The sequence below is a fragment of the Pseudomonas sp. WS 5411 genome, assembly GCF_012985595.1.
GTDB classification, from domain to species: domain Bacteria; phylum Pseudomonadota; class Gammaproteobacteria; order Pseudomonadales; family Pseudomonadaceae; genus Aquipseudomonas; species Aquipseudomonas shahriarae.
On record NZ_JAARMC010000007.1, the window covers coordinates 169360 to 182025 of the forward strand.

Below are 12666 nucleotides of genomic sequence, written 5' to 3' on the forward strand. Positions count from 1 at the left end.
ATGGTTTATTCTGATTGATTCAAGGCCCTATCGCGCAGCTATCTAAGACCCTTCCTACTTATATGCCTGGGCAGTGGGTTTTTGACCCTTCTTGATGCTTCGGCAGCCCCACTGCCCGTTCTGATCCCTTGATCCGACCAACGACCATCGTGCATTTCGCACGGTGAGGATAGGCGCATCGTGCAGGATGCTGCTGAGAAGAAAACCAATGATCTTATAAGCTACTGATTTTATTGGTTTTTATTCTGCGAAAAAACTGGCACGCACTCTGCAATATCTCTCTTACAAGCGTGATTAACGAACAAAACAAATGCGGGAGAGATTCAGGATGACTCGCCAAAGCCTCAAGCCATTGCGTGTATCGCCGCTGCGCCTTCAACAGGGTCTGTTCGCCAGCCTTGCGTTGATGGTGACCTTGATCGGTGGCCAGCAGTTACAGCATTGGCAGCAGAGCCAGGCGTCCACCCCGCAGTTCGAACGCGCACCCATGACGCAGACCCATTTCCGTTCCGTTGGCAGCTCCAGCGCCGACGTGGCAACCCCACGCATGATGGCCGTTGAACAGGACATCGCCCTGTACGACGAACCTGTCCAGGAACGCTGGGTGTTCTAGGCACGAACCTGCCGCCCCGTTGGGTCGCGACAGGATGGCTACACAGCAGTCACTTCTATAGACGCAAAAGGAGAATCACCATGTTGAGTTGGGCAATCACATTCCTGATCATTGCCATTGTGGCTGCAGTCCTGGGCTTCGGTGGTATCGCGGGCACCGCCACGGGTATCGCCAAGATTCTCTTTGTCGTTTTCCTGGTGATGTTCATCGCTTCCTTCTTCTTTGGCCGTCGCGGTCGAGGCTGAACATGGCCAACTTGTCTTTTAAAACCCTTGCTGCCGCCCTGCTGTTGGGCGGCAGTGGCTTGGCCATGGCCGCCAATGACGGCCAGGCGCGGGCCAATGACCTGCTCAATACCGACCCGCAATATCGCGAAACCTGGCAGGGTGTGGTCAAGCAGGAAGAGCGTTTGCCTGAATGGGTGATCAATCTTTCGGGCACTGCTGAGCAAATGAATGCCGTGACGGAAGACGGTGATGGTTATTTGGTCGGGCCGCTGTGTGAAACGGCCGATACCTGCCTGAATAAACGTCTGATCGTGGCTTTCAGCATGGATAAGGACGATGCCTACGCGATGTTGGTCGAAGTGCCTGCGGGGCTTCCGGCAGACAAGTCACCGACACGGCATGCGGACTACCGTTTTCTTGGCAAGCCGGATGAAGGCATGCAGAAGTTGCTGATGGAGCAACTGAAGAAAGATCCGAATTGGTACTAGGTCCGTCTGCGGGCCTCACCAACATGGAAGCCGGCCAACTGCCTGTTTCCGTTTGCACCGCCACCTGACGGCGATGCATGACCAGGGGGCCGGGTTGCTCTGATCAAGGTGGATCGGCGTGACCTACGGGTACAGGGAGTGCCTGCGCAAGGGCCGGGTCAGGAGAAAAGCTGCGACGCAGGTCCGCAGGCCGTTATGGCCTGATGGACTTGCGGCGGGCTTGAGAGTGATCGCTAGGCGCTTATGCCGCCCATAGCTGTAAAATTCCCTTCTGCTACATCACAACCATTTCACGGTGTTACTGCGCGACCATCTATCGAGAAAGTTTGGTCTCGGCCAGACTGGTTTTTCGATGGTATGCGTAGGAATTTTCAAGAGTTTTTCCCTCCCGGCAAAAAAACCGAAAATCCCTGAGCGAGCCTGAAATGGCCGGTTCACGGCATGTATGCCTGACAGAATGTCGCATTCGAACTGACCAAACAGACAGTTTTATTTGCAAAAACCCATGCCGATTCGGCATAGGGTAGGCGTTTACGGCATTAGACTATGCCCCCCCGCATCGGAATAGTTGCGCCTTTTTTCGCTTGCCAGTAAGCCATATCGGCCATCTGCGGTGACCTTCTACGGAGGCTGATGCTCACACTTTTTCGCTCCCGGGCGTTCCAGCTGGCGCATCTGCCTGAGTCCACTTGAAACAAGGGTAATGACATGAAGAAGGCAAAACTAAGCCTCGCCTGGCAGATCCTCATCGGTCTGGTGCTAGGGATTGCAATCGGTGCTGTACTCAACCACTTCAGTGCCGAAAAAGCCTGGTGGATCAGCAACGTGTTGCAGCCGGCGGGCGATATCTTTATCCGCCTGATCAAGATGATCGTGATCCCGATCGTGATTTCGTCGCTGATTGTCGGAATCGCCGGTGTAGGGGATGCGAAAAAGCTCGGTCGGATCGGTGTGAAGACCATCGTTTACTTCGAAGTGGTCACTACCATTGCGATTGTGGTCGGTCTGCTGCTGGCCAACCTGTTCCACCCCGGTGCCGGGATCGACATGAGTACCCTGGGTACCGTGGATATCTCCAAGTACCAGGCGACCGCCGCCGAGGTGCAGCATGAACATGCGTTCATCGAGACCATCCTCAACCTGATTCCGTCTAACATCTTTGCCGCCGTAGCCCGTGGCGAGATGCTGCCGATCATCTTCTTCTCCGTGCTATTCGGCCTGGGCTTGTCGAGCCTCAAGCCAGACCTGCGCGAGCCCCTGGTGACCATGTTCCAGGGCGTGTCCGAGAGCATGTTCAAAGTCACCCACATGATCATGAAGTACGCCCCTATCGGTGTATTCGCCCTGATCGCGGTGACCGTGGCCAACTTCGGCTTCGCCTCGCTGCTGCCATTGGCCAAGCTGGTGATCCTGGTTTACGTCGCCATCCTGTTCTTTGCCTTTGTGATTCTTGGCCTGATCGCTCGCCTGTTTGGCTTCTCGGTGATCAAGCTGATGCGCATCTTCAAAGATGAGCTGGTACTGGCCTACTCCACCGCCAGCTCCGAGACCGTGCTGCCGCGCGTGATCGAGAAGATGGAAGCCTACGGTGCGCCGAAAGCCATTTGCAGCTTTGTGGTACCCACCGGTTACTCGTTTAACCTCGACGGTTCGACCCTGTACCAGAGCATCGCGGCAATCTTCATTGCCCAGCTGTATGGCATCGACCTGTCGGTTGGCCAGCAACTGATGTTGGTACTGACCCTGATGGTCACCTCCAAAGGCATCGCCGGTGTGCCGGGCGTGTCCTTCGTGGTACTGCTGGCAACCCTGGGCAGCGTGGGCATTCCATTGGAAGGCCTGGCGTTCATCGCCGGTGTCGACCGCATCATGGACATGGCGCGTACCGCCCTGAACGTGATCGGCAACGCCCTGGCCGTGTTGGTCATCGCGCGTTGGGAAGGCATGTACGACGATGCCAAGGGCGAGCGCTACTGGAACTCCCTGCCACACTGGCGGACCAAGACCGCGCTGCCGGCTGGCGAGACCAGCCAGGGCTGATCCCTGCTTGATTCGCACAAACCCCGGTAAATCCGGGGTTTGTCGTTTCTGCCAGCCCCGCTATCATTCGCCACATATTTAAAGGGGTATGACTGATGCTTAATGGCCTGTGGCTTGGCTTCTTTGTCGTGGCAATGGTATCGGCGCTGGCGCAATGGCTGGTGGGCGGCAACGCCGGGATCTTTGCGGCGATGGTGGAGAGTATCTTCGCCATGGCCAAGCTGTCGGTCGAAGTGATGGTGCTGCTGTTCGGTACCCTGACCCTCTGGCTGGGCTTTCTGCGCATCGCCGAGAAGGCCGGGATCGTCGAGTGGCTGGCCAAGGCTCTGGGCCCGCTGTTCCTGCGGCTGATGCCGGAAGTGCCGGCCGGTCACCCGGCCATCGGCCTGATCACCCTCAACTTTGCCGCCAACGGCCTGGGCCTGGATAACGCGGCGACGCCGATCGGCCTCAAGGCCATGAAGGCGCTGCAAGAGCTCAACCCGATCCCCAACACCGCGACCAACGCGCAGATCCTGTTCCTGGTGCTCAACGCGTCCTCCCTGACCCTGCTGCCGGTGACGATCTTCATGTACCGCGCCCAGCAAGGCGCGCCCGATCCGACCCTGGTGTTCCTGCCGATCCTGTTGGCCACCAGCGCCTCGACCCTGGTGGGCCTGCTGTCGGTAGCACTGATGCAACGCCTGCGCCTGTGGGACCCGGTGGTGCTGGCGTACCTGATCCCCGGTGCGCTGGTGCTGGGTGGCTTTATGGCCTTGCTGGCCACGATGTCGGCGACGGCCCTGGCAGGCTTGTCCTCGATCCTCGGCAACCTCACGCTGTTTGGCCTGATCATGCTGTTCTTGCTGATCGGCGCGCTGCGCAAGGTCAAGGTCTACGAAGCGTTTGTCGAAGGTGCCAAAGAGGGCTTCGACGTTGCCAAGAACCTGCTGCCGTACCTGGTGGCGATGCTGTGTGCAGTCGGCGTGCTGCGCGCTTCCGGGGCGCTGGAGTTTGGCCTGGAAGGCATTCGCCATCTGGTGGCCTGGACCGGCCTGGACACGCGTTTTGTCGACGCCTTGCCTACGGCGATGGTCAAGCCCTTCTCCGGCAGCGCGGCGCGGGCGATGCTGATCGAGACCATGCAGACCCAAGGGGTGGACAGCTTCGCGGCGCTGGTGGCGGCGACGATCCAGGGCAGTACCGAGACCACCTTCTATGTGCTGGCGGTGTACTTTGGCTCGGTGGGTATCCAGCGGGCGCGGCATGCGGTGGGGTGTGCGTTGCTGGCGGAGTTGGCCGGTGTGGTGGCGGCGATTACCGTTTGCTACTGGTTCTTTGGCTAAGGCTTAGATCGCTATCGCAGGCAAGCCCACACATCAGAATGTGGGCGCTGGCTTGCCTGCGATGAGGCCCTCAGCGTTTCGGCGCTGCATTGCCCTGCGCCACCACCCAATCCACCATCTGCTTGTTCAACTGATCCCCCGCCAACCCAAACCCGGCGACCACCGCTGGCACCTGGGTATCACTCACCGGCTGGCGCACTTCAAAGCGCTTGGCCGCCACGATCCGCTGGTCACTGCCGCGCACCAGTCGCGCGTCCAGGCGTATCACCACCTCCACTGCCCCGCCCCGGTACTCGCTCTGGAAGGCCTGCAACTGCCCGCCCAGTTCGAAGTCCGCCTGCAGGTTGGTGTCATCGGTGCTCAGGAACGCCACCCGGCCATCGCGCTGGAAACCGTCCAACAGACGGTTGCGCAACAACACCGGCGCCGGATCGCTCCAGCGCGACTGGGCATAGCTGCTGATCAAGTTGCCGTCGGGGACCACGGCAATGCGCGGGCTGTCGAGGAATTCACTGGCCTGCGGCTTGGCCAGGCGCAATGACCAGGTGCCCGGGCTGCCATGGGCTGTGGCCTGGGCTGCCGGTAGTCGATAGACGTTGGATGGATCGGCCTTGGGCAGGATCGAGCAGGCGCTGACCAGGGCCAGGGCCACCGGCAGGATCATTTGGTAAGCACGCTTCATGGCGTGAACTCCTTGTTCTTGTCACTGCCCAGCAGGTACCCGCTGGGGTTGGCTTCCAGGCGACGGGAAATGGCCCGCAGGGAGCCCAGGGTATCGCGCAGTTCGCGCACGGCCGGCGCCAGTTCATTGAGGCCCTGCATGCCGCTGTTCAGGGACTCTTTGTTGTCGCTCAACAAAGTGTTGATGGTCGCGGTGCTTTGCTCCAGGGAGCGCATGGCCCCTTCGGCGCTGCCGAACATCTGTTTGCCCTGGTCGTTGAGCAGGCCGTTGGCGTTGCGCATCAGCGCGGTGGTCTGCTCCAGGGTGGCGCCGGCCTGTTTGCTGACCTGGGCCAGTTGCTGCATCACCACCTTGATATCGCCCCGTTGCTCGGCGATGGCCCCGGTGGTCTGCTCCAGGTGTGCCAGGGTGCCGCTCAGGCGATCGACGTTGGCGGGCGAGAACATGCGGTTGGCGTTGTGCAGCAGCAGGTTGATGCTGGTCATCAGGTCATTGCTGTTGTTCAGCAGCCGGGCGATGGGCGATGGCGAGGCGGTGATCTGCGGCAGGTTGCCGTTCTTGCCCTTGAGTTCGGGGCTTTGCGGGGTGCCGCCGCTCAGTTGAATGATCGAGGTGCCGGTGATGCCAGTCAGCGCCAGCTTGGCCTGGGTGTCTTCCTTGATCGGCGTCTGCCCGGCCAGGCGGATGCGTGCCAGGACGCGACGTGGGTCTTTCGGGTCCAGGCGCAGGCTGGTGACATCACCGACCTTGATCCCGCTGTACTGCACCGCGCTGCCCTGGGACAGGCCGCTGACCGCTTCGTTGAAGATCACTTCGTAATCCTGGAACGCGCTGTCGACGCTGGACTTGGCCAGCCACAAGCCGAACAGCATGGCGCCGACCACAACGATCACGCTGAACAGACCGATCATCACATGATGGGCTCGGGTTTCCATGTCATACCTCGTTAAGCTGTTGAGCGGCATCCAGTGCCGCACGGCCCCGTGGGCCATGAAAGTATTCGTGAATCCAGGCGTCGTCCGTTTCCGAAACAACATCTATGGCTCCGGCCACCAATACCTTTTTCTGCGCCAGCACCGCCACGCGGTCGGTGATGGTGTAGAGCGTGTCCAGGTCATGGGTGATCAGCAGCACACTCAGGCCCAAGGCATCGCGCAGGGTCAGGATCAACTGGTCGAAGGCTGCTGCGCCAATGGGGTCGAGGCCGGCAGTCGGTTCATCGAGAAACAGAATGTCCGGGTCCAGGGCCAGGGCGCGGGCCAGGGCCGCACGCTTGATCATCCCGCCCGAGAGTGACGACGGGTATTTGTCGGCCGCCGACAACGGCAGCCCGGCCAGGGCCAGCTTCACCGCCGCCAGGTGCTCGGCATCGGCACGGCTGAGGCCAGCGTGTTCGATCAATGGCAGGGCGACGTTCTCCGTGACCGTCAGCGAAGAAAACAGCGCGCCCTTCTGGAACAGCACGCCGAAACGCCGCTCCACCAGTGAGCGCTCGTGCTCCGCCAGGCTCGGCAGGTTCTGCCCGAAGACCCGCACCTGGCCTTCACTGGGCTGGCGCAGGCCGACGATGCTGCGCAACAGCACCGACTTGCCGCTGCCCGAGCCGCCGACCACGGCGAGGATCTCGCCCTTGTACAGGTCCAGGTCGAGGTTTTCATGCACGCTCTGCGGGCCAAAGCGATTGCACAGGCCACGGACTTCGATCACCGCCTCGCTGGGCGCTCGCTGTAAACGGCTCACCAGCCCATCTCCATAAAGAACAATGCGGCCACTGCGTCGAGCACGATCACCACAAAAATTGATTGCACCACCGCAGAGGTGGTGTGGGCACCGACCGATTCGGCGCTGCCGCTGACCTTGAAGCCTTCCAGGCAGCCAATGGCGGCGATCAGGAAGGCGAAGAACGGCGCTTTGACCAGGCCCACCAGCAAATGCTGGACGCCAATGTCCGATTGCAGCAGCGAGAGGAACATCGCCGGCGAAATATCCAGGGCCACGGCGCACACCACGCCGCCGCCGATAATTCCGGAGATCATGGCGAGGAAGGTCAGCATCGGCAGCGCCACCAGCAACGCGAGAACGCGGGGCAGCACCAGCAACTCCATGGGGTCCAGGCCCAGCGTGCGGATGGCGTCGATTTCTTCGTTGGCCTTCATCGAGCCGATCTGCGCGGTGAAGGCACTGGCGGTACGGCCGGCCATCAGGATTGCCGTGAGAAGGACGCCAAACTCCCGCAGGAAGGAGAACGCCACCAGGTCCACGGTGAAAATACTTGCGCCGAAACTTTCCAGCACCGTGGCGCCGAGAAACGCGACCACGGCGCCCACCAGAAAGGTCAGCAAGGCGACGATAGGCGCGGCGTCGAGCCCGGTCTGTTCGATATGCGCCACCATCGGCGTCAGGCGCCAGCGCTTGGGCCGGAACACGCCACGGGCGAGGGTTTCGAGGATCAGGCCGATAAAGCCGAGCAGCTTCATGGCATCTTGCCAGACGGTATCCACCGCGCCGCCGATGCGCGCCAGCAGTTGGATGCCGGCGCTTTCCTGCGGCTCTTTGACTGGCACGCAGAAATCATTCAGGGAGCGGTAGACGGTCTTGAGCAGCGCGCGGTCGGCGGCGGGCAGACTGCAGTCGGATTGTTCGGCGGAGTGCTCGATGCGCTCGGGCCCCAACAGTTCCACCAGCAGCGAGGCGCCGGCAGTGTCCAGCGCGCCCAGGCCGTTGAGGTCGACGCGGGTGCTAGCGTCGTACTGGCCGTCGAGGCTCGCCGACAACCGCTTGAGGGCGCTGTAGTGGGCCAGCGTCCAGTCCCCGGTGACCCTGAGTTGGGGCGGTTGGGTGGACGCGTCCAGGTGGGCATTGCCTGCCGTTGTGCTACTGGTCATAAGCTCCGAGCTTGTTTGGCTATTCCACAATTGCTATGTAATAGCACGATCCATCCTACTTTGGCGTGTCCGTTGGTGCTGTGTCCGTGACTTTAAAGCGCAACACGCCGATCACCTGGCCATCTTCGGTCAGCACCCGCACTTGCCAGCGGCCCGCGGCATTCGCCGGGAAGTTCTGCTTGTGCGTCCAGGCCCGATAGCCTTCCTTGCGCCCGCCATGGATGTCCAGGGCAATGCGGTCGACCTCTTTGCCGTTGAACTTCCACACATGGTAGATGCGCTCGTCCAGCCCGCGCGGTGCGTTGATCGCGGTGTAGGCGTACAGGCCGCTGCTGCGCAGTTGGCTGGCGCTGACTTCCTTGAGGTCATCGCCGGGGGTACGGTCCTGCAATTGGGTGCTGATTGCCACTTCGGTCATCCACAGGGTCGCCGGCGGCACCCAACTGCGCAGGAACCAGCCCGCGCAACCGATCGCCGCCGTCACGCCCAGCAGCATCAGCCACCCCTTGACGCTGCGCAGTGGCAGGCTTACTGCCAGGCTGGGGATCGACAAGGCCATCGCCACGCCCAGGGCCAGTTTGTAACTTTCGGCGGTGGTCAGGTGCAGGATGATCGGCAACGCGGTGAGCAAGGCGGCAAACAGGGTCAGGGTGTGCAGCGCCAGAAACAGCGAGCGCTTGGGTGCCAGCCATTTGTAGTACAGCGGGTCGGTGATCGAGACGAGTGCGGCGGCGCCCAGCAAACCGGTGAAAATTGCCTGGCTGCTGTTCCAGGTGGTGGTGACAAAAAAGAACGGCAGGACAAAAAACAGGCTTTCCTGGTGGATCATTTGCGTGGCGTAGCGCAGCAGCGGTTCGGGGATTTCCCGCTTGAAGACCTTGCTGAACAACTGGGTGAAGCTGTTCTCCAGCATCAGCCACAGCCAGCTCACCAGCATGATGATCGCGATCCAGCTGGCCATGCCTTGCTGGCGGTCCACCAGGATAAAGCTGCCCACCCCCGAGATAAAACCGCCGAGTGCGATCACCCCTGGGTAGCGCTTCATCAGTTCGAGGATGCGCTGGATGAGATGGGTCAGGTTTGGCATTCGGCGGTTCGCAGTCTTTGTAGGAAAAAATCCCAGACAGAATAACGTCTTAGCCCTCTGAGTGGCGTGCGATTACGCAACTGCTTTGCGATAACGGAGCACGCCAATCAGCCCAATGGCAATCAGCCCCAGCACGCCTGCGGCGATCCAGCCCAGGGCGTCGTAACTGAGCAACGGCTTTTCGATGCGCCAGTAGCCGGGCTGGTTGAGCAACTGGCGCATGGCCTGGTTGGTTTGCGCCAGGCTTACGGCCTTGATGCGCTTGGCCGGGTCGCTGAAGCGGCCATCGGCGTAGTCGGCCAAGGCGCCCCAGTAATAGTCGGCCAGGCCACTGTTGCCCTGCACGGCCCAGGCCTGGCGGTCGATGGCGGCTTGTTGCAGGCGGCTAAAGGTGACTCGGTCGAGGCCATCCTCAAGCAGCTTGGCCTTGAGGTTTTCGAGGACGTGTTCGGCTTCAGGCAGGTTGTCGCGGTCCAGGTCGGCGTTCAGGCTCATGAACCCCACGCCGCCCAGCACTTCGCGCTCGCTCCGCGGGCCGTAGGACAGGCCATGCTGCAGGCGCAACTGGCGATACAACGTCCAATCCAGATAGTCCTTGAGCAGGTCGTAGGTCGCGTCGTGCTGGTCGTCCAGTATCGGCTCGGGAAACAGCCAGTGCAGCTTGGCGCCATCGCCGACCCAGCCACGGACCAGGTCACGCTGGGTCGCTGCGGCGTTAAGGGTTTGCGGTAAGGCCCGGTGTTCACTGGGGTCTACCGGCTCGAGCTGGCCATAGGTGCGTTCCAGATAGGCCGGGAGCAGTTTGTCGAGGTCGCCGACGATGATCAGGGTCATGTTGTTGGGGGCGTACCAGTCCTGGCGTACCTTTTCCAACTGGGCGCGGGTCAGGTGCTCGACTTCGGCACGCTCGGCGCATTTGAGGCCCAGTTCCACCGCCAGTTGATTGCTGGCTTTGTGGCCCAGGTCCTGGCGATCCAGCAGGCGTTGCAGGTGCGAAGAGTGGCCGCCGTCTTCGCGTTCCACCACCTGTTTGGCCGCGTTGATTGCGGCGTCGCTCAGCTCGGTACGGGTCACGATTGCCATCAGCAGGTCCAGCACCTTGCGCTGGTTGCGCGCCGGGGCTTCGATGACGAAGGTGGTGTCGGCATTGCTGGTGTAGGCGTTCCACTCCCCGCCCAGGGCCTGCATCTGTTCTTCCAGCTCGCCCTCGCCGCCGCCATTGATGCCGCTGAATAGCAGGTGCTCCAGCAGGTGCGGCAGTTCCTTGTCCGCGCAACTGAAGTCGTCCAGGCCTACACCGACCACCAGGCGGATCGCCACGTGCCCACGTTCGGTGCCCGGCTTGAGCAGCAACTGCAGGCCGTTGGGCAACAGATAGCCTTCGACCTGCAAGCGGTCAAAGGCAAAGGCGTGGGCCGAGCCTATGAGCAGGCAGGCGAATAACAGGCGACGCATAACGGGGTTCCTGGCGGGTGATGACTTTGGGAGCAGCCAGTGTGTCAGGCATGCATTTGTCTGCTGACACACCGCTATCGCGGGCAAGCCCGCTCCCACATTGGTTGGGCGGTGTTTTTAACTGACTCCCCGGGCGTGCGGTTCGTTCAGGGCGAATGGGTGATGTCGGCAATATTGTCCACTGCCAGCGCGCCGGTCTCGGAGGTTTCCAACACTACATAAGCACTGCTGCAAAACAACGAGTTCAGGCGTTTCATGTCGGCAATCAGCTCCAGGTGCAGGGAGCTGGTCTCGATACTTTGCACGATCTTGCGTTGCAGGCGGCTGACGTGGGCGTGGGCCAGGCGCCGTTCCTGGGCGCGGAAGCGGCGCTTCTCGCGCAGTAATTGGCGGGCGCTTTCCGGGTCGGCGCTGAGGAATACCGACAGGCCCAGGCGCAGGTTGGAGATCAACTGGCTGTGCAGGTCGGCCAGTTCCTCCAGCCCGACTTCGGAAAACGAGCGACGCTGGGAGGTTTTCTGCTGCTGGACCTTGCGCAGCATGCGCTCGATCAAGTCGCCGGCCAGCTTCAGGTTGATCGACAGCTCGATGATTTCGGCCCAGCGCCGGCTGTCGTGCTCGCTGAGGTCCTCCCGGGGCATTTGCGCCAGGTACAGCTTGATCGCGCTGTAGAGCGCCTCGACATCATCGCTGAGGCTGCGCATTTCCTGGGTGATCGCGGTTTGTTTGCCGCGCAGCACTTCCAGCGTGGCGGTCAGCATGTTGTCGATCAGGTCGCCTAGGCGCAGGGTTTCCCGCGCGGCATTGGCCAGGGCCAGGCTCGGCGTGGTCAACGCCGTGGGGTCGAGATGGCGGGGTTTGGCCAGGCCATTGGCCTCTGGGCGCTCCGGCAGCAGCCAGGCACACAGGCGTGCCATGGGGCCGATAGTCGGCAGCAGGATCAGGCAGCGGGTGACGTTGTAGAGCAGGTGAAAGGTGATGACCATGCCCTGGGCGCTGTAGTCCAGGGTGTCCATCCACTGCACCAGCGGGTCAAGGACGGGAATGATCAGCAACAGGCCGATCAGCTTGTACAGCAGGCTGCCCAGGGCCACTTGGCGGCCGGCGGCGTTTTGCATGCTGGTGCTGAGGAAGGCCAGCACGCCGCTGCCGATATTGGCGCCGATCACCAGGCCGATGGCCACATGCAGGCCAATCACCCCGGCGCCGGCCAGGGTCGCGGTCAGCAGCACGGCGGCCAGGCTGGAGTAGGAAATCATCGCAAACAGCGCGCCCACCAGGGCATCGAGCAGAATGTCGCCGGTCAGCGAGGCGAACAGCACTTTGACGCCCTGGGCCTGGGTAATCGGCCCGGCGGCTTCAACGATCAGTTGCAGGGCGAGAATGATCAGGCCCAGGCCGATCCCCACCCGCCCCATCTGCCCGGCGCGTGTCTGCTTGCGCGACAGGAAGAAGATCACCCCGAGAAAGATCAGCAGCGGCGACAGCCACGACAGATCCAGGGTCAGCACCCGCGCCATCAATGCGGTCCCGACGTCGGCACCGAGCATGGTCGCCAGGGCGGGGGTCAGGCCCATCAGGCCCTGGCCGACAAACGAGGTCACCAGCATCGCCGTGGCGTTGCTGCTTTGCACCATGGCGGTCACCAGGATCCCGGCAATGAACGCCAGCCAGCGCCTGGCCATGTTCTGCCCGATGACTTGGCGCAGGTTGGAACCGTAGACCCGCAGGATGCCAGTACGGACGATATGCGTGCCCCAGATCAGCAGGGTTACCGCAGAAAGAAGATTGAGCAGGGTCAGCATGCTCGGCCCCCTGTATTGAGTCGTGCTCGAAGTGGAGCAAAAAGTGCCGTGTGCCGTTT

At 61.6% G+C, this 12666-nt stretch carries 12 protein-coding genes; 5 read left to right on the plus strand and 7 right to left on the minus strand.

The features are described 5' to 3' along the window. Positions 1-328 precede the first annotated feature (328 nt). The 5 genes from HBR93_RS13495 to HBR93_RS13515 all read left to right on the plus strand — a co-directional run bounded on the left by HBR93_RS13495 (position 329) and on the right by HBR93_RS13515 (position 4693). Entirely contained in the window at positions 329-613 is a 285-nt protein-coding gene (locus HBR93_RS13495) for a hypothetical protein (protein ID WP_057439242.1), read from the plus strand. A gap of 80 nt (positions 614-693) precedes the next feature. Beyond that, a complete protein-coding gene (locus HBR93_RS13500) occupies positions 694-858 on the plus strand; it encodes a DUF1328 domain-containing protein (protein ID WP_003170804.1) in 165 nt (54 codons plus the stop codon). A 2-nt stretch (positions 859-860) separates the two neighbouring features. Beyond that, positions 861-1328, plus strand: a complete 468-nt coding sequence (locus HBR93_RS13505; protein ID WP_057957910.1) for an inhibitor of vertebrate lysozyme family protein — start codon at positions 861-863, stop codon at positions 1326-1328. Between the two features lie 708 nt (positions 1329-2036). Beyond that, positions 2037-3368 carry a glutamate/aspartate:proton symporter GltP gene (gene gltP, locus HBR93_RS13510; RefSeq protein WP_057444842.1) on the plus strand — a complete coding sequence of 444 codons (1332 nt, stop codon included), beginning with the start codon at positions 2037-2039 and terminating at the stop codon, positions 3366-3368. 95 nt (positions 3369-3463) lie between these two features. Continuing rightward, positions 3464-4693 (plus strand): spore maturation protein, encoded by a 1230-nt coding sequence (locus tag HBR93_RS13515; protein WP_115127098.1) that lies wholly within the window; start codon positions 3464-3466, stop codon positions 4691-4693. Positions 4694-4763: 70 nt separating this feature from the next. Here the strand turns inward: HBR93_RS13515 and HBR93_RS13520 are convergent, their stop codons facing one another. The 7 genes from HBR93_RS13520 to HBR93_RS13550 form a co-directional block, all read right to left on the minus strand. After that, a complete protein-coding gene (locus HBR93_RS13520; protein WP_169960473.1) occupies positions 4764-5375 on the minus strand; it encodes an ABC-type transport auxiliary lipoprotein family protein in 612 nt (203 codons plus the stop codon). Continuing rightward, entirely contained in the window at positions 5372-6310 is a 939-nt protein-coding gene (locus tag HBR93_RS13525) for an MlaD family protein (RefSeq protein WP_057439239.1), read from the minus strand. The genes HBR93_RS13520 and HBR93_RS13525 overlap by 4 nt, the downstream gene beginning before the upstream one ends. A gap of 1 nt (position 6311) precedes the next feature. Continuing rightward, positions 6312-7115 carry an ATP-binding cassette domain-containing protein gene (locus HBR93_RS13530; RefSeq protein ID WP_057439238.1) on the minus strand — a complete coding sequence of 268 codons (804 nt, stop codon included), beginning with the start codon at positions 7113-7115 and terminating at the stop codon, positions 6312-6314. Next, positions 7112-8260 carry an ABC transporter permease gene (locus HBR93_RS13535; RefSeq protein ID WP_057957915.1) on the minus strand — a complete coding sequence of 383 codons (1149 nt, stop codon included), beginning with the start codon at positions 8258-8260 and terminating at the stop codon, positions 7112-7114. Before HBR93_RS13535 ends, HBR93_RS13530 begins: the two co-directional genes overlap by 4 nt. A gap of 55 nt (positions 8261-8315) precedes the next feature. Further along, positions 8316-9347, minus strand: a complete 1032-nt coding sequence (locus HBR93_RS13540; RefSeq protein ID WP_120731160.1) for a DUF5924 family protein — start codon at positions 9345-9347, stop codon at positions 8316-8318. 72 nt (positions 9348-9419) lie between these two features. Then, positions 9420-10802, minus strand: coding sequence for an insulinase family protein (locus HBR93_RS13545; protein ID WP_169960474.1), 1383 nt, complete (start codon positions 10800-10802; stop codon positions 9420-9422). Positions 10803-10948: 146 nt separating this feature from the next. Continuing rightward, the gene (locus HBR93_RS13550; RefSeq protein ID WP_057442129.1) at positions 10949-12607 is read right to left on the minus strand and encodes a Na/Pi cotransporter family protein; all 1659 of its coding nucleotides are present in this window, start codon (positions 12605-12607) and stop codon (positions 10949-10951) included. Between the last annotated feature and the right edge of the window lie 59 nt (positions 12608-12666).